Source organism: Alkaliphilus oremlandii OhILAs, assembly GCF_000018325.1.
Taxonomy (GTDB): Bacteria; Bacillota; Clostridia; order Peptostreptococcales; family Natronincolaceae; genus Alkaliphilus_B; species Alkaliphilus_B oremlandii.
Window position 1 is genome coordinate 483,300 of the sequence record NC_009922.1, and the last position, 24,113, is coordinate 507,412.

General features: G+C 38.1%; 22 protein-coding genes. All 22 read left to right on the top strand.

The features are described from left to right. The first annotated feature begins 116 nt into the window (after window positions 1-116). The 22 genes from CLOS_RS02225 (at window position 117) to lysS (ending at window position 24,016) form a co-directional block, all read left to right on the top strand. Window positions 117-851, top strand: a complete 735-nt coding sequence (locus CLOS_RS02225; RefSeq protein ID WP_012158306.1) for a vWA domain-containing protein — start codon at window positions 117-119, stop codon at window positions 849-851. A 97-nt stretch (window positions 852-948) separates the two neighbouring features. Beyond that, a complete protein-coding gene (locus CLOS_RS02230; RefSeq protein ID WP_198006314.1) occupies window positions 949-1,872 on the top strand; it encodes a serine/threonine protein kinase in 924 nt (307 codons plus the stop codon). 97 nt (window positions 1,873-1,969) lie between these two features. Next, a complete protein-coding gene (gene tilS, locus CLOS_RS02235) occupies window positions 1,970-3,361 on the top strand; it encodes a tRNA lysidine(34) synthetase TilS (RefSeq protein WP_012158308.1) in 1,392 nt (463 codons plus the stop codon). 95 nt (window positions 3,362-3,456) lie between these two features. Next, the gene (ftsH, locus tag CLOS_RS02240; RefSeq protein ID WP_012158309.1) at window positions 3,457-5,412 is read left to right on the top strand and encodes an ATP-dependent zinc metalloprotease FtsH; all 1,956 of its coding nucleotides are present in this window, start codon (window positions 3,457-3,459) and stop codon (window positions 5,410-5,412) included. Window positions 5,413-5,803: 391 nt separating this feature from the next. Next, window positions 5,804-7,192 carry an aspartate-alanine antiporter-like transporter gene (locus CLOS_RS02245; RefSeq protein ID WP_012158310.1) on the top strand — a complete coding sequence of 463 codons (1,389 nt, stop codon included), beginning with the start codon at window positions 5,804-5,806 and terminating at the stop codon, window positions 7,190-7,192. Between the two features lie 84 nt (window positions 7,193-7,276). Further along, window positions 7,277-7,606, top strand: a complete 330-nt coding sequence (locus CLOS_RS02250) for a DUF3870 domain-containing protein (RefSeq protein ID WP_012158311.1) — start codon at window positions 7,277-7,279, stop codon at window positions 7,604-7,606. Between the two features lie 188 nt (window positions 7,607-7,794). Next, window positions 7,795-9,339, top strand: coding sequence for an acetyl-CoA hydrolase/transferase family protein (locus tag CLOS_RS02255; RefSeq protein ID WP_012158312.1), 1,545 nt, complete (start codon window positions 7,795-7,797; stop codon window positions 9,337-9,339). Window positions 9,340-9,729: 390 nt separating this feature from the next. Further along, window positions 9,730-11,409, top strand: coding sequence for an acyl-CoA mutase large subunit family protein (locus CLOS_RS02260; protein WP_012158313.1), 1,680 nt, complete (start codon window positions 9,730-9,732; stop codon window positions 11,407-11,409). A gap of 58 nt (window positions 11,410-11,467) precedes the next feature. After that, window positions 11,468-11,866, top strand: a complete 399-nt coding sequence (locus CLOS_RS02265; RefSeq protein WP_012158314.1) for a cobalamin B12-binding domain-containing protein — start codon at window positions 11,468-11,470, stop codon at window positions 11,864-11,866. A gap of 45 nt (window positions 11,867-11,911) precedes the next feature. Next, a complete protein-coding gene (gene meaB, locus CLOS_RS02270) occupies window positions 11,912-12,853 on the top strand; it encodes a methylmalonyl Co-A mutase-associated GTPase MeaB (RefSeq protein WP_012158315.1) in 942 nt (313 codons plus the stop codon). A gap of 22 nt (window positions 12,854-12,875) precedes the next feature. Beyond that, window positions 12,876-13,283: a methylmalonyl-CoA epimerase gene (gene mce / locus CLOS_RS02275; protein ID WP_012158316.1), complete on the top strand. Its 408-nt coding sequence runs from the start codon at window positions 12,876-12,878 to the stop codon at window positions 13,281-13,283. A gap of 2 nt (window positions 13,284-13,285) precedes the next feature. Next, window positions 13,286-14,833 (top strand): methylmalonyl-CoA decarboxylase subunit alpha, encoded by a 1,548-nt coding sequence (gene mmdA / locus CLOS_RS02280; protein ID WP_012158317.1) that lies wholly within the window; start codon window positions 13,286-13,288, stop codon window positions 14,831-14,833. 30 nt (window positions 14,834-14,863) lie between these two features. Next, window positions 14,864-15,256 (top strand): OadG family protein, encoded by a 393-nt coding sequence (locus CLOS_RS02285; RefSeq protein ID WP_012158318.1) that lies wholly within the window; start codon window positions 14,864-14,866, stop codon window positions 15,254-15,256. Between the two features lie 59 nt (window positions 15,257-15,315). After that, window positions 15,316-15,699 (top strand): biotin/lipoyl-containing protein, encoded by a 384-nt coding sequence (locus CLOS_RS02290; protein ID WP_012158319.1) that lies wholly within the window; start codon window positions 15,316-15,318, stop codon window positions 15,697-15,699. Between the two features lie 35 nt (window positions 15,700-15,734). Next, entirely contained in the window at window positions 15,735-16,868 is a 1,134-nt protein-coding gene (locus tag CLOS_RS02295) for a sodium ion-translocating decarboxylase subunit beta (protein ID WP_041718914.1), read from the top strand. A 234-nt stretch (window positions 16,869-17,102) separates the two neighbouring features. Beyond that, window positions 17,103-18,083: a biotin--[acetyl-CoA-carboxylase] ligase gene (locus CLOS_RS02300; protein WP_012158321.1), complete on the top strand. Its 981-nt coding sequence runs from the start codon at window positions 17,103-17,105 to the stop codon at window positions 18,081-18,083. Window positions 18,084-18,260: 177 nt separating this feature from the next. Continuing rightward, entirely contained in the window at window positions 18,261-18,770 is a 510-nt protein-coding gene (locus CLOS_RS02305) for an ECF transporter S component (RefSeq protein WP_012158322.1), read from the top strand. Between the two features lie 31 nt (window positions 18,771-18,801). Then, on the top strand, window positions 18,802-19,599 hold the full coding sequence (locus CLOS_RS02310) for a type III pantothenate kinase (RefSeq protein WP_012158323.1): 798 nt from the start codon (window positions 18,802-18,804) through the stop codon (window positions 19,597-19,599). Between the two features lie 61 nt (window positions 19,600-19,660). Further along, complete coding sequence (dusB, locus tag CLOS_RS02315; RefSeq protein ID WP_012158324.1) at window positions 19,661-20,635, top strand: tRNA dihydrouridine synthase DusB; 975 nt, start codon at window positions 19,661-19,663, stop codon at window positions 20,633-20,635. 88 nt (window positions 20,636-20,723) lie between these two features. After that, the gene (locus CLOS_RS02320) at window positions 20,724-21,647 is read left to right on the top strand and encodes a hypothetical protein (protein ID WP_012158325.1); all 924 of its coding nucleotides are present in this window, start codon (window positions 20,724-20,726) and stop codon (window positions 21,645-21,647) included. Window positions 21,648-22,033: 386 nt separating this feature from the next. Continuing rightward, window positions 22,034-22,513 (top strand): transcription elongation factor GreA, encoded by a 480-nt coding sequence (gene greA, locus CLOS_RS02325; RefSeq protein ID WP_012158326.1) that lies wholly within the window; start codon window positions 22,034-22,036, stop codon window positions 22,511-22,513. A 15-nt stretch (window positions 22,514-22,528) separates the two neighbouring features. Then, window positions 22,529-24,016: a lysine--tRNA ligase gene (gene lysS, locus CLOS_RS02330; protein ID WP_012158327.1), complete on the top strand. Its 1,488-nt coding sequence runs from the start codon at window positions 22,529-22,531 to the stop codon at window positions 24,014-24,016. Window positions 24,017-24,113: the final 97 nt, after the last annotated feature.

Below are 24,113 nucleotides of genomic sequence, written 5' to 3' on the forward strand. Positions count from 1 at the left end.
GATAGAAAAAAAGGTCCAATATTAGCTATATATCCAGCTAGTATTGGGCTTTTTATGTGAAGTATATTTTTCCTCCAATTGGAAATAATTCTAAAAACTAAAGGAGGAATGGTAGCGTGGAACGAGATGTAATGATTAAGCAGATGATTCTTGTAACGGACGGACAGTCCAATGTAGGTGGTAGCCCCATTATAGCTGCTGAAAAGGCATATAGAAACGGAATAATTGTGAATACCATAGGGATTGTAGATGGCAAAGAGAGCAATGAAGATGCACTGAATGAAATTGTAGAGATAGCGAAAGCAGGCGGTGGAACTTACGAATATAGCTATATCAATGAACTTTTCCAAACCATGCAGAGCTTAACCTATCAAACTGTAAATAAAACCCTTCAAGAGGTTGTCAGTAAACAGCTGAAGGAGATGATTGGTCAAGAGATTCACAGTATGGAGCCTGCCTCTAGAAGTAAAATCCTAAACTATATCGATGATTTCTCAGAGGATGTAGGCGTGCAGTGCTGTATTTTATTGGATAGTAGTGGGAGCATGGCGAATAAAATTCACTTGGCAAGACATAGTATCTTAGATTTAATCCATTCCTTTAAGGGAAGAAGGGGAAAAGTAGAAATCGCAGTGATCGCTTTTCCGGGAGAAAACATGGAAATTTGTAAAGTCCTCCACGATTTCAATGAGGATTCAGCAAGACTGGAAAGAGGTCTTTATAATATTAGTCCAAAGGGTGGAACGCCGACTGCATCGGCCATTGAGGAAGGAATCAAGTTGATCCATAAACAGAGTATGTCGCGGTTAACTTCTAATGAAGTAATCGAAGTGAGCGAATATATTGTTTAGAAATAATTCAAGGAACGGACTTTCAGAAGAATAAGTATATTATTTGAATATCGGTTAATTATCTAGGTAGGGTTTTTAAACCCTACCTTTATATATTTTGAAAAGAGGTGTAATGATGTTCCTACCTTTATTAATGCCTAACACCACAATTGTAGGAAAATGGAATAAAAAGACCTATCGAGTAATGGAAAAACTCGGCGAGGGAGGAATCGGTGCTGTATATAGAGTGGTAGATGTCCTAGATGGCAGAAATTACGCTTTAAAGCTCAGCGAAGATAATTTATCGCTCAACCGAGAATACGAACTTCTAAAAAAATTCGAAGCAATCGATACCATTGTAAGGGTTTATGAAATAGACGATATGCATGTGGGGGATAAAATCTATTATTTTTTACTGATGGAGTATATTCCAGGTATTACATTGAATGAATATAGAAAAAATAGAAGTATATCCGTAGCGGAATCTATAGGAATTGTGATAATTTTATTAAAAGTGATGGGAGAAATTCATAGAAGAGGGTATATATTGGGAGATACAAAGCTGGATAATATCATGGTAAATGGAGAGGGCAAGGTCACCAAGATCATCGATCTAGGCGGTGTAGTAAAAATAAATGCTGGTATTAAAGAATTTACACCGGCTTATGATAGAGCTAGTTGGCAATGTGGTCATCGTGTTGCCGAAGAGTCCTACGATATTTTTAGTGCTGCCATGATTTTAACGCAGCTGTTGCTGGCAAAATTCACCTTCAATCCCAAGGTAAAATCGATCCATAGAGTAAAAGAAGAATTGATGAATAAAAAAATAAATGGCGAATTGAAGGAAAGTTTGATTCCTATTTTAAATGGCGAAAAAAAGGGAGTTAAAGATTTTGCAAATACACTATTAACAATATATAATAAAGAGAGAGCATTGGAAGTTATGAGAAAAAATAAAAGCAGGGATAAAAAGATTAATGTGTATTTTTTCTGTAGCTTATCTTTTTTTATCTACACTGTGATACTAATTTTGAGAAAATAGAATAGTGCAATAAATATATTATGAGAATTGTATATGAAGAAGGAATATTATTACTGACACCGAAATAATTTAAGTAAAGGACAAAGGATGAATATATATGATAGATAAAATAAAAAAAACAATTCATGAGAATAACTTAATAGAGTGGGGGGACCGAATCATCGTAGCGATTTCTGGAGGGCCAGATTCTGTCTGTTTGCTACATAACCTATACCAGTTGAGGGAAGAATATAACCTTGAGCTTTATGGTGCACATTTGAACCATAATTTTAGAGGGATTGATGCCCAAGTGGATGCTCAATATGTTGCCAACCTATGTGAGGAGCTCAACATTCTATGCTTTATTAAAAGTATGGATGTACCACAGTATGCAAAGGAAAAGGGACTATCGTCAGAAGAAGCTGGACGAATTCTTCGATATGAATTTTTCGATGAAATTGCAGAACAAGTGGGCGCCAATAAAATCGCTGTGGCCCATAATGAAAATGACCAAGCAGAAACTGTGCTAATGAGACTTTTAAGGGGAACAGGATTACAAGGATTAACTGCCATCCACATCAATCGAGGGAGGATTATTCGGCCTTTGCTGGGTGTGGACAGAAAAAGCATTGAAGAATATTGCGAGAAATATCAGCTCTCACCAAGAATTGATAAAACGAATCTGGAATCCATCTATAAAAGAAATAAAATCAGATTGGAGCTTATTCCTTATTTAGAGGAACATTATAATCCGAATATTATCGAAAATTTAGTTCGAACTGCGGAGATTTTGAAGGAAGATTTTGATTTCATTGAAGAGCAATCCAGAGAAATTTATAGTGGCTTGATGACGAATCAAAATGAATTCAGTTTAACGCTGCCTTTAGAGGCCATTAGGAATTTGCACCCAGCAATTAAATCCAGGGTGATAAGGCTAGCAGCAGAGCAGCTACTGGGAAGGCAGGAAATATTAGAGTATAAGCATGTACAGAATGTATTGGACCTTGTGGAAAAAGGAGCGACAGGTAAAAAGACTGCGCTGCCCTTGGGATTGATCGCTAAAATAAGCTATGAAAACCTTTGCTTCACTACGGAAGCTGAGGAAAGCAGGGCATACGAATATGAACTGCCTCTAGAGGATTTCTTGTACCTGGAAGAATTAGACGGAACCTTTGAAGCTAGAGTATTTGAGCGGAATCAGACACAAGAGATCTCTCGGGATAAATATTGTAAATGCTTCGACTACGATCAGATTAAGAATACTTTAAACGTTAGAAATAGACGGGAAGGCGATAAGTTCTATCCCTTGGGGCTAACCGGCAGTAAGAAGCTCAAAGACTTTTTTATTGATTACAAAATTGATCGAGATGAAAGGGAACGGATGCCTCTAGTTTGTGATGGCAATGAGATTATGTGGGTCGTTGGGCTCAGAATCAGTGAGAAATATAAAATAACGGACAAAACAACGCGAATATTGGAAGTAACCTTTAATAGGGGAGATTCCGAGTAATTTAGCGAAGGTATTTCGGTTGTTTTTAAATATATACTATGGTAAAATAGTAAAATGTAGTAATTTATGCAATAGAGACGAGAGGAGGATTTTGCTTGAAAAAATTTTTTCGAGGGGCTAGTTTTTATATTTTGTTGTTTTTAGTTTTATTAATTATCGTTCAACAATTCGGAAGTCAGCCCCAACAGACAGTAGATGTTGAATTTTCTAGATTATATAGAGCACTTTTAGCAGAGGATGTACATGAGATTTATATGGTTGATCGCTCCATAGAAGGAGTTATGACTATAGATAACGCAAAGGTCAATTTCAAGTCATTTATACCTGAGGTATTTAATGAAAATGAATTTACAGAGTTGATCGATGCGCAGATAAAGAGTGGAACTCTTGAGCTTAAGGCTGCATCCCCAGCGGGAACACCATGGTTTATCAATCTATTGCCATCTGCTCTTATGATATTAATATTCATCGTGTTTTGGTTTGTGTTCATGCAGCAATCTCAAGGCGGTGGAAATCGTGTGATGTCTTTCGGTAAAAGCCGTGCAAAGCTTCATAAAGATGACGAAAAAAGAAAAGTTACTTTTAAAGATGTGGCAGGATTAGATGAAGAAAAGGAAGAACTGCAAGAAATTGTAGACTTTTTAAGAAATCCTAAAAAATATATGGACCTGGGTGCTAGAATACCAAAGGGTATTTTAATGGTTGGACCTCCAGGAACAGGAAAGACTTATTTAACCAAAGCTGTAGCTGGAGAAGCTGGTGTACCGTTTTTTAGCATCAGTGGTTCGGACTTTGTTGAAATGTTTGTGGGGGTTGGTGCTTCTCGTGTACGTGACCTTTTTGAGCAAGCAAAGAAAAGTGCCCCTTGTATTATATTCATCGACGAGATCGATGCTGTAGGTAGAAAAAGAGGTGCAGGTCTTGGCGGTGGACACGACGAGAGAGAACAAACCCTAAACCAATTACTCGTTGAGATGGATGGATTCGGTGCAAATGAGGGCATCATTATTGTAGCCGCAACCAACCGACCGGACATTCTAGACCCTGCCCTACTTAGACCGGGAAGATTTGACCGGGAAGTTATGGTGGGTGTACCAGATATTAAAGGTAGAGAAGAAATATTAAAGGTTCACTCTAAGGGTAAGCCTTTGGCAGAAGATGTAGATTTAAAGGTTATTGCAAGAAGAACTCCTGGATTTACACCTGCTGATATTGAAAATCTTATGAATGAGGCTGCGCTTCTCACTGCAAGAAAGAGCCAAAAGGTCATAGGAATGGCTACGGTAGAAGAAGCCATTACAAAAGTAATTGTTGGGGTGGAAAAGAAGAGTCGTGTCATTAGTGAAAAAGAAAGAAAGCTAACGGCTTATCACGAAGCAGGTCATGCTCTTATCGCAAGACTGTTGCCAAACTTAGACCCTGTGCACCAAGTAACGATTATACCGAGAGGTAGAGCGGGTGGATTTACCATGACCCTACCGCAGGAAGATAAGTATTACGCAACTAAAAAGGAAATGGAAGAGCGCATTGTTGAACTTTTAGGAGGAAGAATGGCAGAAAAACTAGTGCTTCATGATATTAGCACAGGTGCCCAAAACGACTTACAAAGAGTGACTGCAATCGCAAAAGGCATGGTAACGAAATACGGTATGAGTGAGAAACTAGGATCCATGAGCTTTGGATCGGACGAAGAGGTATTTATCGGTAGAGATTACCATTCCACAAGAAATTACTCTGAAGCAGTTGCTGCTGAAATCGATAGTGAAATCAGAAGAATTGTGGACGAGGCTTATGACAGAGCGGAGAAGCTATTGACAGAGCATATGGATAAACTGCACACTGTAGCAAAAGCACTTCTGAAGGTTGAAACATTAGATGCAGACCAATTTGAAATCATATTCAGTGGTGAAGCTTCTATTGAGGAAGAGGATACCGTCGATGAAGCTTTGGAAAAAATTAATGCAGCTGTAAAAGCAAAAAAAGACAGCACATTAACTTTAGACAAAGAAGAAAATAAGGTTGATTTAGATAATGATGATAAAATAAAGTAAAATAATGAGATCGTCTTAAAATAAGGAAAGTTGCTTATTTTAGACGATCTTGCTTTTTATAGATGGAGTAGAATGACATTAAGCTTTATGATACTTTCATAAAAAATAAAAAGTTTGGAAATAATGAAGGAATTTTTTTAAACATATAGAATAGATATTAATATACAGAATAGATGGATGGTTCTTTTAAATTGAATATAAAGACGTGATATAGCTGGATTTTTATTGGGAAACTCCCATTTCTCTATAGTGAAAATCAAAAAGCCATAGAAATATTTCTATGGCTTTTTTTGTACCTTAATACAGGGATGGAAAGGAGAGGATGATGGGGAGAAAGGGGTTTATTTATAGGAGATTGTTAAAAAAATAACAAAAACAAAGGGGGAGAAAAATGTTGGGTTTAATTAGGTTTGATTTAATAGGGTGGATAATGAGCCCGTATATTTTAATGTTTGTAGCAGTGTTTACAGGGATTTTGCTAGGGAACATTAAAATTGGGAAATTTAATTTTGGCGCATCAGGATGTTTATTTACTGGATTGTTTATAGGATGGGCGGTATATGGGTATGGAATAAAGATTCAAGAGGGGCAGAAGGGATTGGAAGCAGCTAAGAGTATGATTTCAGTGGGCGTTGTTCCATCTACGTTCTTCAATTTATTTCTAGTTTTCTTTGTAGTGGCAGTTGGCTTGCTTGCTGCGAAAGATTTGGGGGCTGTTATAAAAAAATATGGCTCTAAATTTGTTGTACTAGGCTTTATAATTACCCTTTCAGGTGCAATAGCAACTTATAGTATGGTTTTACTTAGCCCTATTGATAATCCTTACGAAGTATCTGGGGTGTATACAGGGGCATTAACCAGTTCGCCAGGCCTTGCGGCTGCTATTGAAACAGCAAGAGACCATGCAACTGTAAGGGTGAACGGATTTGGAGATGCAGGTTCTCAGGAACGAGAAAAATTCATGAAGATATTGGATCCTTCCGGAGAAGTATATCAAGAATCCTTGGATTCTTTAACAAATGAACAAGAAAGTCAATTTATTAAAAACGCAGAATCGGGAATTGGACTAGGATATGCAGTAGGGTATCCATTCGGTGTAATTATAGTTATTCTGGCTATAAATTTTCTACCTAAAATTTTTAAAATGAATTTAGAAGAAGAGAAAGAACGGTTCCATAAAGAAATGCAGGAAGCACGTGCCATGGTTAAAGCAGGTAAAGAAATTGTTGAAACTAAATTTGATATTGTTGCATTTACATTTGCCTGTTTCTTTGGATATAGCATCGGTATCATAGAGATATATTTAGGATCTATGATCGGCTATTTTAGCTTAGGGGCTACGGGAGGAGCGTTAATAGGATCTCTGATACTGGGCTATATAGGGAAGATTGGACCAATGAGTTTTAGGATGGATATGAAAGTATTGGGAATTGTCAGGGAATTATCGCTATGCTTTTTCTTAGGCATTGTAGGACTACGATATGGATATCAGGTTTTTGATGCGATCTTGGGTACAGGAGCATCTTTAGCAATCATATCCTTATTTGTAGGGGCGGTAGCAATCCTTGTAGGTTTCTTAGTCGGAAGATATGTATTTAAATTAAACTGGATTATGCTAGCAGGATCCATATGTGGAGGAATGACCTCTACACCAGGATTAGGGGTTGCTATTGATGCCTTAGACAGTGACGATCCAGCAGCGGGTTATGGTGCTGTATATCCATTTGCACTGTTGGGAATGGTGCTATTTACAATAATACTACATAAGTTACCGATGTGATGGAAATAAAGTTCTCATTCCGACTTCTATGTTTTATTGATAGAATATATAGTAGATAGAAATCCAAATAGGAGGGATCATTGTATGGAGCCTTTTGAAATATTTATAAGTGGTTATGCTAAGCTGCCTATGGGCACCACAGCAGAAGAACTATATAAAGTTATAGCTGTGGGGATTCTGGTGGATAAAAATACTGGCGAGATTCTTGATGCAGATTGTACTCTGGTGACGAGTGTAGCAAAAAATCTGGTGAATAAATTGCTCGTAGGAAAAAACATTTTAAGATTTGAGGAAATAGAAAAAGCAATTAATGAAAGATATTTTGGAACTGTAAAAAAATCGCTAATATCCTCTATTAAGAAATGTCACGATAAACTTAAGATAATCTTGGAGGAAGGTCCTGTAGAGGTTTAACAAATATAAAAAATTAATTGAATTCATAATTTAACTCTATTATCTATGAAAGCAAAACTCCCTTTTGTTTTATTAGTAGATATCCAATAGTTAGATACACTGATTTGCTATAAATCGGTGTATCTATTTTTATGAAATTAATTGTGTTAATTTTCATGTAAAAAACTATAAGCTAGGAGGGTTTTAATATGAAAGATAGAATTAGAAAAGATGACCTTAAAGAAAAAGTTATGTCAGCGGAATCTGCAGCTATGCTAATAAAAGATGGAATGATAGTAGCTACAAGTGGATTTACACCTTCGGGATATCCAAAGGCTGTCCCTCTTGCATTGGAAAAAAGGGTGAATGAAGGAGAAGCTATAGGCATAACAGTACTATGTGGTGCTTCCGTAGGGGACGAGTTGGATGGAGCACTGACTAGGTGTGGCGTAATGAAGAGACGGTATCCATATCAGACCAACAATGATTTAAGAAATGCCATCAATGAATCACAGGTTAGCTATCAAGACATGCATTTAAGCCACGTTACTCAATTTATTGATTATGGTTTTTTTGGAAAAATCGATGTAGCGTTGGTTGAGGCACTAGCAATAACCGAAGAAGGCGGCATCATACCTACTACGTCAATCGGTCTGATGCCTCAAGCAATAAAAAATTCTGATATGGTAATTGTTGAAATCAACATGAGTCAGCCCATGGAATTGGAGGGTATGCATGACATTTATATGACTGAAAAGCCTCCTTATAGAAAAGCGATTCCTATAGAGCAAACTGGAGATCGAGTGGGTACTCATTATATTCCATGCCCCCCAGAGAAGATAGCGGCTATTGTTTTTACGGACATACCGGATAAGGTAAGACCACTGGGACCTATAGATGAACCTTCAAAACTGATATCAGGACATATTATTGATTTTTTAAAATACGAAGTGCGTAAGGGAAGACTACCTAAAAACTTATTGCCATTACAGTCCGGAGTAGGATCTGTGGCGAATGCTGTACTAGGAGGTTTAGTTAACTCTGACTTTAAAGATCTCACTTGTTACACCGAAGTGATACAGGATTCTATGCTCGATTTAATTGATGCTGGTAAGGTGACGATAGCTTCTGGAACTGCATTAACACCATCAATAGAGGGACTTAAAAGATTACATGAGAATATGAAGCATTATGCGAAACACTGTATATTACGACCTATGGAAATTAGTAATAATCCAGAAGTTATAAGACGCTTAGGCATAATTTCAATGAATACGGCGATAGAGGTAGATATATATGGACATGTAAATTCCACCAATATTATGGGATCAAGAATGATGAATGGAATCGGAGGCTCAGGAGATTTTACTAGGAATGCGTATCTATCTATATTCACTACCGTTTCTACTGCAAAAAATGGAGAAATATCTTCTATTGTACCTAAGGCATCTCATATAGATCATACAGAGCACGATGTTTCTGTGGTGGTTACAGAACAAGGGCTAGCAGACTTAAGGGGCACATCTCCTAGGGAAAGAGCGAGAAAGATTATACAAAACTGTGCCCATCCAGATTACAGGGATATGCTTATGGATTATTTAGAGAGAGCAGAAAAAACTAAATTTAAATATCAGCCACATTTATTGGATGAAGCTCTTTCTTGGCACGATCGATTTTTAAAGACTGGAAGCATGAAAGTCGATAAAAATCAATCTAGAGATATAAGTGACCTGATTGCCTCTTCAAAGGAGTAAATGAAAAGGTTATAAAATATAAAATATGATGAGGAGATATATTGAAGGTTTCTGCTACACAAAATTTAAATAAAGAAGCTTTAAATTAAGTATAGAGCAGAACGATATAGATCTAAAAGGTTGATATCATTGTTGTAAAATTTGTGTAATTTGTAGAAAAAAAGTTGCAACTATTGCCAAAAACCTGTAGAATACAGGTAGAACTGCAATTTATAATTCACGTTTTGCAAGTTATGAAACAAAAATTGCAATTATAAAAAAGTTTGGTTTTGAAAAGAGTTTATATGCTTAATTTCATACAACATAACAGTGCATAAAATGCAGTAGTGGACCTGAAAATTGAAAGAATATATTTAAATACTTCAACTCAAAAAATGAGGAGGAAAAGAAATGTTTGAAAAAGAAAATATTAAGAATTTGAAACAAAAACAGGCTGACTGGAATGAAAAAAAAGTTGGGAAAGCTTTAGCGAAGTTTCCAGAAAGAAGAGAACAGTTTGTGACAGGTTCTAATCAGGAAGTAGAAAGACTGTACACGCCAGCAGATATTCCAGACTTTAACTACGAAGAGGACTTAGGTTTTCCTGGAGAGTTTCCATTCACGAGAGGCGTTCAGCCTACCATGTATCGTGGACGTTTCTGGACCATGAGACAATATGCTGGATTTGCTACAGCAGAGGAATCCAATAAGCGATATAAGTACTTATTAGAGCAAGGGCAAACTGGATTATCCGTTGCTTTTGACCTACCAACCCAAATTGGATATGATTCCAGCCACCCTCTATCAGAAGGAGAGGTAGGGAAGGTTGGTGTTGCTATTGATTCGTTGAAGGACATGGAAATTTTATTTGATGGCATTCCTTTAGATAAGGTCAGTACATCCATGACCATTAATGCACCAGCTTCAGTGTTATTAGCTATGTATATTGCGGTTGCAGAGAAACAAGGTGTATCCTCTGACAAGTTGAGAGGAACAATTCAAAATGACATATTAAAAGAGTATATTGCGAGAGGTACATATATTTTTCCACCAGAGCCTTCTATGAGATTGATTACCGATATTTTTGAATATTGCTCAAAAGAAGTACCGCAGTGGAACACCATCAGTATTTCAGGATACCATATTCGAGAAGCAGGTTCTACGGCAGTGCAGGAGGTTGCATTTACATTAGCGGATGGTATCGCCTACGTTGAAGCTGCTATTAAAGCAGGGCTGGATGTAGATACATTTGCACCAAGGCTTTCTTTCTTCTTCAATGCTCACAATGACCTTTTAGAAGAGGTTTCTAAATTTAGAGCGGCAAGAAGACTTTGGGCAAAGATCATGAAGGATCACTTCGGTGCAAAGGATCCAAAGTCTATGCAGTTAAAATTCCATACCCAAACCGGAGGTTGTACCTTAACAGCACAGCAGCCAGATAACAATATCGTTCGTGTAGCAATCCAAACCTTAGCGGCGGTACTTGGAGGAACTCAGTCCTTACACACAAACTCGAAAGATGAGGCTCTTGCCCTTCCTACAGAGGACTCTGTAAGAATCGCTTTAAGAACACAGCAAATCGTTGCACACGAAAGTGGTGTTGCGGAAACAATCGATCCTTTGGCAGGTTCCTATTATGTAGAGAGCTTAACAAACAAGATCGAAGCAGAGGCCATGGCATATATCGATAAGATCATAGAGCTAGGTGGTGCACCAAAGGCTATAGAAAAAGGATTTATACAGAAAGAAATTATGGACAGTTCCTATGAATACCAAAAACAGATTGAAAGTGGCGATAGAGTTGTTGTTGGTATGAATAAGTTTAAAATACAAGAAGCTTCTCCAAAGGGACTGCTAAGAGTGGACCCTGTTGTTGGACAATTACAAAAACAAAAAATTAAAGAACTTCAAGAGGAGAGAGACAACGCTGCAGTAGCTGAGAAATTGGCATCTTTAAAAGAAGCTGCTGAAGGTACTTCCAACTTAATGCCGTTTATTTTAGATGCAGTGCGTGCCTATGCAACCCTAGGAGAAATCTGTGGTGTGTTGAGAGATGTCTTTGGTGAATATCAACAAAGCGTTATCATATAATTTGTTATTTTCTGAATACGAGCAAGTGTTATACTATATTTAAGGGAGGCTTATATCCATGGAAAGACCTATTAGAGTATTGGTAGCAAAGCCAGGGTTAGATGGACACGATCGTGGTGCAAAGGTGATTGCAAGAGCTTTAAGAGATGCAGGAATGGAAGTAATTTATACAGGACTAAGACAAACACCGGAGCAAATCGTAGCTGCTGCTATACAGGAGGACGTTGAAGTTGTTGCACTAAGTATTTTATCTGGTGCACATAATCACTTATTGCCAAAAGTCGTTGAACTTTTAAAAGGAGAAGGCGCTTACGATGATATTCTAGTGATCGGCGGCGGTGTGATCCCTGACGAAGACATACCATTTTTAAAGGAAAACGGAATTGCAGAAATATTTACGCCGGGAACGCCTACAGCTACGACCATAGATTTTATTAAGAATAATTTAAAACGGTAGTCATAGAATAGGGTTTGAGTTGAATATAAATTAGGCGGTGTCATTATGAGTTTAGCCCAAAGACTTTTAGACGGTGATAAGCGTGCAGCGGCACGTCTTATTACCATGTTCGAAAATAATGATAAAGAAGCAATTGATATACTAAAAGACCTGTACCAACATACAGGGAAAGCTCAGGTAGTTGGAATTACAGGGCCACCAGGAGCAGGTAAAAGTACCCTCACAGATAAATTGGCGAAGGCTCTGAGAAAAGAAGGAAAAAAGATAGGGATTATTGCCATAGACCCCACCAGTCCCTTTACAGGCGGCTCTATTCTGGGAGATCGAGTAAGAATGTCCGATCTGTATACAGATCCAGATGTTTTTATTCGAAGTATGGGAACGAGAGGACATTTGGGAGGACTCTCTAAAGCCACCCTGGGCGCTACGAAGATACTAGATATTTACGGATGTGATTACATATTTATAGAAACTGTAGGGGTAGGGCAATCGGAGGTCGATATCGTAAAAGCTGCAGATACCGTACTCATGGTGATGGTACCTGGCTTAGGCGATGATATTCAAGCTATTAAGGCAGGGATCATGGAAATTGGGGATGTATTTGCTATTAATAAGGCAGATCGAGACGGAGCTGCTCGAACGAAGGTTGAAATTGAAATGTCCCTAGATTTCAACCACAGTGAATGGAGACCACCTGTTTGTGAAGTTGTTGCGATTCATAATAAAGGCGTGGATCAGCTACTGGAGGACTTAAAGAAGCATAGAGCATATTTAGAGTCCACAGGCCATTTGATGCAAAGAAGAATTAAAAATAGTGAGATGGAGATTCTGGAACTGACCCAGCAAGAGCTCATGAAAAAGATATTGGGTAATTCTGAAAGTAAAAATAATATATACACTTTATCTCAGCTGGTTGCTAATCGAGATATGGATCCTTATAGTGCCAGTGAAAAAATATTGGACAAAATAATGCATAATCAATATTAAGATAGAAGGGCAGGATGGGTATATGAATGTTAAAAAAGTGGATCACATTGGAATTGCCGTAAAAAATCTAGACGAAGCATTAAAATTTTACAAAGATATTTTAGGTCTAGATTGTGTTGGTACAGAAGTAGTAGAAGAGCAGAAAGTAAAGGTTGCGTTTTTACCAGTAGGGGATACTGAGGTTGAGCTTCTAGAGTCTACAGCGGAGGATGGCCCCATTGCTAAATTCATTGAAAAAAAAGGAGAAGGTATCCAGCACATTGCTTTCAGAGTCGACAGCATTGAAGCGGCTATTGAAGAAATGAAAGAAAATGGCGTGAAGATGATTGATGAAACACCGAGATATGGAGCAGGTGGAGCAAGAATCGCATTCTGCCATCCAAAGAGTACCGGTGGGGTTTTAGTTGAACTTAGTGAAAGGGAGGACTAGGAATGACCATGAGCAAATTAGAAGACCTTAAGCAGCGTAAGACTAAAGTTGAAGAGGGTGGCGGGGCAAAGAGAATCGCTGCTCAGCATGAAAGAGGCAAACTGACCGCTAGGGAAAGAATCAACCTTTTATTTGATGAGGGAAGCTTCGTAGAGCTGGATGCTTTTGTTAAGCACAGATGCGTAAACTTTGGTATGGATGAAATTGAAATTCCAGGAGAGGGTGTTGTAACGGGCTATGGATTAGTAGACGGTAGACCTGTTTACGCTTATGCCCAGGACTTTACAGTATTGGGTGGTTCTCTTGGTGAAATGCATGCAAAAAAAATATGTAAAGTTCAAGACTTAGCATTAAAGATGGGTGCTCCAATCGTCGGATTAAACGACTCCGGTGGTGCTAGAATTCAAGAAGCTGTCGATGCCTTAGCAGGCTATGGCGAGATTTTCTATAGAAATACCATCGCTTCCGGTGTCGTGCCGCAAATATCTGCAATTATGGGACCTTGTGCAGGAGGCGCCGTATATTCTCCAGCACTTACAGATTTTATTTTCATGGTTGATAAAACCAGCCAAATGTTTATTACAGGTCCACAGGTTATCAAATCCGTTACAGGAGAAGAAGTGAGCTCAGAAAGCTTAGGTGGGGCAATGACGCATAATAAGACCAGTGGTGTTGCACATTTCGTATCGGCTAATGATGAGGAATGTATCGCTGAAATCAGAAGATTACTTGGTTTCCTACCTTCAAACAATATGGAAGCGGCTCCTGAAGTCTATTCAGCAGATGATTTAAATAGAATCATCCCTGAGCTGAACGAAATTGTACCAGAGAATCCAAATAAGCCATACGATATGAAAGAAATCATCCAAGCTATTGCCGATGACAACGATTTCTTCGAGGTACAGCCCTACTATGCACAGAACATGATTACAGGCTTTATCCGAATCAATGGTCAATCCGTAGGTGTTATTGCGAACCAGCCAAAGGTACTTGCAGGCTGTTTAGATATTAATGCATCCGATAAAGCAGGAAGATTCATTAGAACCTGTGACTGCTTTAATATACCAGTACTAACACTAGAGGACGTTCCAGGATTTCTACCGGGAACCAGCCAGGAATACGGCGGAATTATCCGTCACGGAGCTAAAATGTTATATGCCTATAGCGAAGCTACGGTTCCTCTTGTAACTTTAATTACTAGAAAAGCTTACGGTGGTGCTTATTTAGCAATGGGCAGCAAGCATTTAGGTGCAGACATGGTATTTGCTTGGCCAACGGCTGAAATTGCAGTAATGGGACCTGAGGGAGCAGCAAATATCATATTCAAAAATGAAATTGCAGCTGCTGAAGATCCGCAAGCCACAAGGACAGAAAAAATAGAGGCGTATAAGGGCGAATTTGCAACCCCTTACAAAGCGGCGGAAAGAGGCTTTGTCGATGACGTAATAGAGCCATCTATGACGAGAATTCGAATTGCAGATGCATTGAATATGCTAGCCAGTAAGCGTGAAAGCAGACCGGCTAAAAAACATGGTAATTTACCAGTATAAATCCTTCAAGGATAAAGGGGTGATCAGTATATGAATTTACTGGAAACAATGAAAACTTCCATGGATGGTTTAACCTTTGGCGAAAGGTTTCTAGGAAGTCTACAGGTTACATTGTTAGGTATGGGCATCGTATTTATCAGCTTGGCTGTATTGTATTTCTCTATCGTTTTCATGAATTTTGTAATAAATGGGGGCAAAAATGCGAAACCAAATCCGGTCAAACCGATTGTCGTAGAAGAAACACCGGAAGAAGAAGTAGTGGTAGATGATACAGAACTCATAGCAGTGATTACAGCAGCCATAGCTGCAAGTCTACAAACAACGACCAGTAACATCGTTGTTAGAAATATTACGCGAGTCCATGATACAACACCTTCATGGGCTAGAATCGGAAGAGTGGAGCAGATCAATAGCAGGTTCTAGGGTAATAATTTGATTGTGATACATAAAGCTTAAAACTATTATTGAGGGGGAATTGTACGATGAAAAAGTTTAATATAACTGTAAACGGTGTTTCCTATGAGGTCGAGGTAGAAGAAATGAAAGATGGCGTAGCAGCACCAGCGCCAAGAGAAGCGGCACCAGTGCAAAAGCCTGTAGCTGCAAAGCCAGCACCAAAAGCAGCACCAGCACCAAAGGCTGCGCCAGCAGGGGCAACTAGTATCGAAGCACCAATGCCAGGAAACATATGGAAGATAGAAGTTAAAGAAGGACAGCAAGTAAAATCTGGGGATGTACTTTTAATTCTAGAAGCAATGAAGATGGAGAATGAAATTATGGCTCCAGTTGATGGTATAGTTGCATCAATTCATGTTGCTGAAGGTGCCGCAGTAAACAGTGGAGATGTTTTAGTATCTCTTAAGTAATAGGGCACCTAAAACAATTGAAAGGGGATGCACAGATGGCTGATATAGTTGTAGAATTTTGGGGGACCACAGGATTTCTCAACATGACAGGTGGTCAACTGTTGATGATCGTAGTTTCATGTATTTTATTTTACTTAGCAGTAGCTAAAGGTTTTGAGCCATTATTGCTTATTCCGATCGCCTTTGGTATGTTATTGACAAATTTACCACTTTCAGGAGTTCTGGAACCTAGTGGCAGTGATGGAACACCTGGTGGATTAATTCATTATCTATATTACGGAGTGAAGCTAGGAATATTTCCACCATTAATCTTCCTGGGTGTAGGTGCCATGACAGACTTTGGCCCACTCATTGCAAACCCTAAAAGTTTATTTTTAGGAGCAGCAGCACAGGCAGGCATATTTTTTACATTTATAGGAGCAACACTCCTTGGGTTTACAGCGCAAGAAGCAGGATCCATCGGTATCATTGGTGGAGCAGATGGACCAACAGCCATATTTTTAACATCGAAGCTTGCGCCCCATCTATTAGGACCCATTGCAGTTGCAGCTTATTCCTATATGGCGCTGGTTCCAATTATCCAGCCGCCAATTATGAAGGCTCTTACAACAAAAGAAGAGCGAATGATCAAGATGGAGCAATTAAGACAGGTATCGAAGATCGAAAGAGTGGTATTCCCCATCATGGTAACAATTATTGTTTCCTTAATCGTACCAAGTGCTACAGCTTTAGTGGGAATGCTAATGCTAGGAAACCTATTTAAAGAATCAGGACTTACCGATCGACTTTCCAAAACCGCACAGAATGAATTAATAAATATTGTGACCATATTGCTAGGCGTCAGTGTCGGTGCTACGGCAAAAGCAGAAGCCTTCCTAAAGCTAGAAACACTGAAGATTATCGCATTGGGCGTCATTGCTTTCGGTGTAGGTACAGCGGCAGGTGTACTATTAGGAAAGCTGATGAATAAGCTTTCCGGTGGCAAGGTTAATCCACTGATCGGTTCAGCAGGAGTTTCAGCAGTACCGATGGCAGCTCGGGTTTCCCAAGTCGTTGGACAAAAAGAAAACCCAAGCAACTTCCTATTGATGCATGCCATGGGACCGAATGTAGCAGGTGTAATCGGCTCTGCCGTTGCAGCTGGTGTATTGTTATCTCTATTTGGATAATAGAAATTCATTACTTTATGAAAGATATGGAGATTCCATATCTTTTTTTTGAGCATTTAAAGTCTTTGAGAGTTTGAAATTTTTAGTATAGTTAAAGATTGAGTATCCGATAAAGTTTATGAGAGTAAACCAACAAATTGTATTTAATATTGGGGAACTCTAATGTAAAATGTAGTTAAGACTGATGGTTATAATAAGAAAAAAGTTTTATATTAAGAGCTAGGAAGTGAAAAAATGCGGAATAAAATTTTAGAAGCGTTATATGCTAATAAGGGAAATTATGTTTCTGGAGAGATACTGAAAGAAAAGCTGGGGATATCTCGGACTGCGGTATGGAAGCATATAAAAATCTTACAAGATCAAGGCTATAATATTCAAACGGCTCCTAGAAAAGGATATGTTTTATTTGAAGCCGATGATAAATTACTTTCTAAGGAAATAGAGAGTCTTTTATGGGGCCATACAATGGGGAGGGAACTCATCGTATTTGATTCCATCGACTCTACCAATACTTATGGAAAAAATAACGCAGACCATCTAATGGATGGCACTATTATTTTAAGTGAGGAACAGCTTGCAGGTAGAGGGCGAAGAGGAAAGGATTGGAGCTCTCCTAAAGGAACTGGTATATGGATGAGCATGGTTTTAAAGCCGGATATACCACCGACAGAAGGTGTAAAAACGACCCAAATAGCTGCGGCCGCCGTTTGTAAAGCCATTCGCGACCTAACGGGGCTGGATGCTCTTATTAAATGGCCCAATGATATTGTTGTAAATGGTAGGAAGGTTTGTGGAATTTTGACCGAGATGGCTGGGCAGTTGAATAAAATTGACTATATCGTTGTTGGGATTGGAATCAATGTCAACAATACAGAGTTCCCAGAGGGAATCAGTGCTGTGGCTACATCTTTACAGATAGAATATGGGAAAAAGATCGATCGCAAGGAATTGATTGTAAGGATCATAAAAAACTTTGAAGCTCTTTATCATTCTTATATTGAAAATTTAAATTTAACGGAAGTGGTAGCCATTGTAAGAGATTATTCTGCTGTTATTGGGAAAGAGATCAAAGTGATTCACGGGACTTCAGAGAGAATAGTCACAGTTCACGATATCGATGAGGAAGGATTCTTAATCGTAGAATCGGGGGATGGAAAAAGAGAAGTTATTTTTTCTGGTGAAGTTTCGATTCGAGGTAAAAATGGGTATATATAAAATGACAAATAATGCAGTGTCAGTTTTAGATATTTTTATTGCATTATAATTTTCAACCTGTTAAAATGGTATGGTGAAATAGCTGGTATCAATTTTTGAGCTAGACTAATTTTCATTGTTTTAAAAAAAATTAAATTGTCCGGCATCTTTCAAAAGAGCTGGAACGGAGGTGGCGAAATGATTCAAAGTACAAAAATGTCAACGAAAAAGGTAACGATCGCCGGTATGCTGGGTGCGTTCTCGGTGGTGCTAAGTATGACGCCAATTGGGTTCATACCGATTCCTTTTTTAGGAATTAACGCAACAACCATGCATATTCCTGTAATTATTGGCGCTATTATCGGAGGTCCATTCGTTGGAACTTTAGTAGGGCTCATATTTGGGGTCAGCAGCTTTCTTAGAGTGGGATCGCCTTTCTTTGCAGACCCGTTGGTATCCATACTGCCAAGACTTTTTATAGGTGTTATGAGTTACTACACCTATAAGGCAACGAAGCATGCCATACCAACAGCCATTGTAGGTACATTGACGAATACGGCCGGTGTAATGTCCATGGCATATTTTAGGGGGTATTTACCTTTAAATGTGATCATAGGAATTGTTACACTGAATGGAGTTACAGAAGCCATTGTTTCTTCTGTGATTGTTTATTTAGTAATGAAATCTTTAAAAAGATATACAATATAATTTTAAACTGATGAATTGAGTAGGTGGACAAATGATTTTAGTTTTTGATGTAGGGAATACAAACATCGTTCTAGGTGTTTATCGTGGTAAGGAATTAATTGAGAATTGGCGAATTGCAACGGATAAGGATAAGTCCTCCGATGAATACGCAATGGTAATCCATCAATTTTTTCATTATAATGGGTTAAACATTCACGATGTTGATGATGTTATCATATCCTCTGTAGTTCCAAATATCATGTATTCTCTCGAAAACGCATCTCGTAAGCTTTTTAAGAGAGAACCACTAATTGTAGGATCTGGAATTAAGACTGGAATGAATATTAAATATGATGATCCGAAGCAGGTTGGTGCAGACAGAATCGTTAATGCTATAGCCGCATATGAGAAATACGGCGGACCATTAATTATTGTAGATTTCGGGACTGCCACAACATTCTGTGCAGTTTCAGAAGATGGAGAGTATTTAGGTGGTGCTATTTCACCAGGAATTAAGATTTCCAGTGAAGCATTATTCGAAAAAGCCGCAAAGCTTCCAAGGGTAGAACTGATCAACCCTAAAAAGGTCATCTGTAAAAACACGGTGAGCAGCATGCAAGCTGGCATCGTCTATGGATATATCGGCTTAGTAGAAAATATTGTAAGAAATATGAAAAAAGAACTGAAAAGCAGTTCATGCAAGGTAATCGCTACAGGAGGATTATCTACATTAATTGCCGGTGGAACAGACAGCATTGATGTTGTAGATAAATTCTTATCCTTAGATGGATTGAATATCATCTATGAGCGTAATCGTAAAGATCGAATTTTATCCAACAAGAAAAGCTAGGTGTAAACCTGGCTTTTCTTGTGTATATTATATATAGTTTGAGTTGATAGAGGTGAAACCATTGAAGATTGAAAACTTAAATTTAGAGAATCCTGTTTTTTTGGCACCTATGGCTGGTGTAACAGATCTATCCTTTCGATTAATATGTAAAGCCATGGACTGCGGCATGGTTTATATGGAGATGGTCAGTGCCAAGGGTCTATACTATAAAGATAAAAAGACAGAAGAACTATTAAAAATTCACGACCACGAAAAACCTGTTGCACTGCAAATTTTCGGTTCGGAGCCTGATATCATGGCAAGAGCCGCTTATATGCTCAATGATAGAGCAAATGCAATTTTAGATATCAACATGGGGTGTCCAACGCCTAAAATTGTAAAAAATGGCGATGGTAGTGCACTGATGAAGGATATCAAGCTTGCTGGTGAAGTTATTAAAGCTGTAGTGAAAGAATCTATAAAGCCCGTTACGGTGAAGATTCGTAAAGGATGGGACGAGCATAGTGTCAATGCAGTGGAATTGGCAAAGGTCATTGAGGACTCTGGGGCAAAGGCAGTAGCAGTTCACGGCAGAACCCGGGAGCAGTTTTATGCAGGAAAAGCCGATTGGAGCATTATAAAAGAAGTTAAGGAAGCAGTGACGATTCCTGTGATCGGTAACGGTGATGTGTTTACAATTGAGGATGGCATTCGCTTATTGGAATATACAAACTGCGACGGCATCATGATCGGAAGAGGGAGCCAGGGAAACCCATGGCTATTTAAACGGTTGGTTCACTATATGAAGACTGGAGAAGTACTTCCAGAGCCAAGGGCTGAAGAGAAGGTCCTTATGGCTTTAAAGCACTTGGACTTAGTAATTCGAAATAAGGGAGAATACATCGGTGTAAAGGAAATGAGAAAGCATATTGCATGGTACCTCAAAGGGCTAAGAGGAACAGCAAGTCTTAGAAATCAAATTAATACCACCGGAACGAAAGCAGACATAGAAGAGCTTCTAATGAATTATTTAGAAAGTGAAGGAATTGAGATCTAGATTAGAATAACCTTCAAATAAGAGGCAATAATATATTACTGAATTACATACATAAGGTATATATTTTGTATCTTTAGGAGGTTTTATTATGAAAAAGATCGTTAGCATTAGCATTGGAAGCTCTAAAAGAGATCACCATGTTACTGCAAACATCATGGGGGAAGATTTTTCCATTGAACGTATTGGTACGGATGGTAGTATGGAAAGAGCCATGGATTTGGTACGAAGCTTGGATGGCAAAGTAGATGCCATTGGCATGGGGGGCATTGACTTATATTTGCAGGCGGGAAAAAAATCCTATGAGATCAGGGAGGCAGCACGACTAAAAAACATGGCTCAAATCACACCTGTTGTTGATGGCTCTGGATTAAAAAACACTCTAGAAAAACAAGTCATCCATTATTTGAAGAATAAGGATATTGTGGATTTTAAAAATAAGCGAACATTAATAACCTGTGGCATGGATCGCTTTGGTATGGCCGAGGCTTTAGTTAACTGTGGTGCCCATATTCTCTTAGGAGACTTAATGTTTGCTCTAAACATCAATATTCCCATTGGAAGCTTAAAAAATCTCCAAAGAGTGGCTGCTATATTAGCACCCATTGCCTGTAGGTTGCCATTTCATCTACTCTATCCTACGGGAGAAGAACAGAATAAAAATGTTTCCAATAAATATGGGACCTATTTTGATGACTCAGAAATCATAGCCGGGGATTTTCACTACATTAAAAGATTTATGCCGGAAGAAATGGGTGGAAAAATATTGATTACAAATACGGTGACCGAAGAAGATATAGAAATGCTAGAAAAAAGGGGCGTAGCAATGTTAGTTACAACGACACCGGAATTTCAGGGAAGATCCTTTGGCACCAATGTGATGGAGGCAGTTGTTGTATCACTATTGAGGGATCGAGGTAGGGCGTGCACTTCTAATGAATATTATAAAATTATAGAAGAACTTTCATTAAAACCTCGAATCGAATATTTAAACAATATGAAGGGCCTGTTGTAACGCTTTATAACCTTGAGAAAGGATTTGCTCTAACCCTTGACAATTATTAGTTACTATTCTATAATATGTACAATATATTTATCAAAATATTAGTAAAAATTAATAGCCCAAAACGGGCTAAATTATTTTGGGCACTTGAAATTTAAAACAGGGATCTAAATTGAGGATGACATAAAGTTTGTGAGTGGAAACGAACAAATTTTATTTTTTAGCGATGATATGGAAGAATGCGCCTGGAAAAGGATAAATTTGTTAGAAATGTTTGAAGTATAAAATAATCATAGGAACATATATTATGAACTAATATCATATGAATAATTATTATAATAGAAGACATAGAATAATATGGGTTTCAATTAATTAAGATGGATGAGGAGAGAGAGAGTATGATGGCAGACAGAGAAGTTGTTTTAACAGCTCAGGGGTTAAAGAAGCTAGAAGATGAATTGGAATTGCTTAAAACTGTGAGGAGAAAAGAAATCGCGGAAAGAATAAAACAAGCGATTGCTTTTGGAGATATCAGTGAAAACTCTGAGTACGATGAGGCTAAAAACGAACAAGCTCAAGTAGAAGATAGAATCAATAAGCTTGAGACCATGCTTAGAAAAGCAGTGATCATCGACGAAGAAGACATTAATACAGATATCGTCAGTATTGGATCGATTGTACAGGTAAATGATTTAGAGTTCGATGAGATTGTCGAATACACCATCGTAGGTTCTACAGAAGCAGATCCTTACGAACTGAAAATATCCAATGAATCACCAGTAGGAAGAGCATTGCTTGGTACTAAGGTTGGGGATGTTGTAGAGGTACAAATCCCAGATGGTGTTACTAAGTATGAGATATTAAAAATTACAAGATAGCTTGGGGGGTTACAAATGATAAACGAAGAACAAAATTTGAATGAGTTGCTAAAGATAAGAAGAGATAAGCTGAAGCACTTACAAGAAATAGGTAAAGACCCTTTTAAGATTGAGAAGGTTTACGTTACGCACTATAGTCAACAAATCATAGAAGACTTTGAGCAGTTAGAAGGGCAAAATGCTACGATTGCTGGGCGTATTATGACGAAACGAGGTCATGGTAAGGCTAGCTTTATCAACATTCAAGATAAGGATGGGCAAATTCAGGTTTATGTAAGAGAAGACAAAATTGGTGCAGAAGATTATGAGTTATTTGTTACATATGATATTGGAGATATTATAGAAATCAAAGGAGAAATCTTTAAAACAAATAAAGACGAAATTTCTGTAAGAGCTAATGAAGTTCGATTACTAACAAAATCGATTCAAATATTACCAGATAAATGGCATGGATTAAAAGACCATGATTTAAGATATCGTCAAAGATATGTGGATTTAATTGTGAATCCAGAGGTTAAAAAGACATTCGTTACACGTTCTAAGGCAATCAAAGCAATTAAAGAGTTTTTAGATAATAGGGGATACCTAGAAGTAGAAACTCCGATATTGGGTACTTTAGCAGGTGGAGCTAATGCAAGACCTTTCATCACTCATCACAATACCTTAGATATCGACATGTACCTTCGTATTGCAAATGAATTATTCTTAAAAAGACTAATCGTTGGTGGCTTTGATAAGGTTTATGAAATGGGTAGAATGTTTAGAAATGAAGGGATGTCCATTAAGCATAATCCAGAGTTCACAAGTATAGAGCTTTACGAAGCATATGCAGACTATAATGACATGATGGATATCACAGAAAATATTGTGGCCTATGCAGCTGAAAAGGCATTGGGAACTACTAAAATCAACTATCAAGGACAGGAAATCGATTTAACACCACCTTGGAATAGAATGACCATGGTAGAAGCGTGTAGAAAATATGCAAATGTGGACTTTGATGAAGTAAAAACGGATGAGGAAGCCATTGCAATTGCAAAAAAATTAGGTTTAGAAGTGAACCCTGCAATGAAGAAGGGACATATCATCAGTTTAGTATTTGAAGAGTTCGGTGAAAAACATTTAATACAACCGACATTCATCACTCAACATCCAGTAGAAATCTCACCGCTGGCAAAACGTAATCCTGAGGATCCAGCATTCACAAATCGTTTTGAAGCATTCATTAATACTTGGGAAATAGCAAACGCTTTCTCCGAGCTTAATGATCCGATTGACCAACGTGGAAGATTTATGGATCAATTAGAACAACGTGAAGCTGGAGATGATGAAGCTCATGTGTTAGATGAAGACTTCCTAAATGCCATTGAAGTAGGACTTCCTCCTACAGGTGGTTTAGGAATCGGTATCGATCGTCTGATGATGCTCATAACAAATTCACCTTCTATCCGTGATGTACTGCTATTCCCTACAATGAAACCTTTAGATCATCATAAAGAATAAAAAGGATATAGCGTAAAATAATATAAAATCCATGTACCAGAGAAGGTTGAAATTCTCTTTGTACATGGATTTTGTTTATGGAAGTAAAAGAAAAAGA

Bases quoted from the DNA above. Each gene is read 5' to 3' on its own strand.
- tilS (WP_012158308.1), top strand. From the start codon at position 1,970: ATGATAGATAAAATAAAAAAAACAATTCATGAGAATAACTTAATAGAG.
- CLOS_RS02245 (WP_012158310.1), top strand. From the start codon at position 5,804: ATGTTGGGTTTAATTAGGTTTGATTTAATAGGGTGGATAATGAGCCCG.
- CLOS_RS02250 (WP_012158311.1), top strand. From the start codon at position 7,277: ATGGAGCCTTTTGAAATATTTATAAGTGGTTATGCTAAGCTGCCTATG.
- CLOS_RS02255 (WP_012158312.1), top strand. From the start codon at position 7,795: ATGAAAGATAGAATTAGAAAAGATGACCTTAAAGAAAAAGTTATGTCA.
- CLOS_RS02260 (WP_012158313.1), top strand. From the start codon at position 9,730: ATGTTTGAAAAAGAAAATATTAAGAATTTGAAACAAAAACAGGCTGAC.
- CLOS_RS02265 (WP_012158314.1), top strand. From the start codon at position 11,468: ATGGAAAGACCTATTAGAGTATTGGTAGCAAAGCCAGGGTTAGATGGA.
- meaB (WP_012158315.1), top strand. From the start codon at position 11,912: ATGAGTTTAGCCCAAAGACTTTTAGACGGTGATAAGCGTGCAGCGGCA.
- mce (WP_012158316.1), top strand. From the start codon at position 12,876: ATGAATGTTAAAAAAGTGGATCACATTGGAATTGCCGTAAAAAATCTA.
- mmdA (WP_012158317.1), top strand. From the start codon at position 13,286: ATGACCATGAGCAAATTAGAAGACCTTAAGCAGCGTAAGACTAAAGTT.
- CLOS_RS02285 (WP_012158318.1), top strand. From the start codon at position 14,864: ATGAATTTACTGGAAACAATGAAAACTTCCATGGATGGTTTAACCTTT.
- CLOS_RS02290 (WP_012158319.1), top strand. From the start codon at position 15,316: ATGAAAAAGTTTAATATAACTGTAAACGGTGTTTCCTATGAGGTCGAG.
- CLOS_RS02295 (WP_041718914.1), top strand. From the start codon at position 15,735: ATGGCTGATATAGTTGTAGAATTTTGGGGGACCACAGGATTTCTCAAC.
- CLOS_RS02300 (WP_012158321.1), top strand. From the start codon at position 17,103: ATGCGGAATAAAATTTTAGAAGCGTTATATGCTAATAAGGGAAATTAT.
- CLOS_RS02305 (WP_012158322.1), top strand. From the start codon at position 18,261: ATGATTCAAAGTACAAAAATGTCAACGAAAAAGGTAACGATCGCCGGT.
- CLOS_RS02310 (WP_012158323.1), top strand. From the start codon at position 18,802: ATGATTTTAGTTTTTGATGTAGGGAATACAAACATCGTTCTAGGTGTT.
- CLOS_RS02320 (WP_012158325.1), top strand. From the start codon at position 20,724: ATGAAAAAGATCGTTAGCATTAGCATTGGAAGCTCTAAAAGAGATCAC.
- greA (WP_012158326.1), top strand. From the start codon at position 22,034: ATGATGGCAGACAGAGAAGTTGTTTTAACAGCTCAGGGGTTAAAGAAG.
- lysS (WP_012158327.1), top strand. From the start codon at position 22,529: ATGATAAACGAAGAACAAAATTTGAATGAGTTGCTAAAGATAAGAAGA.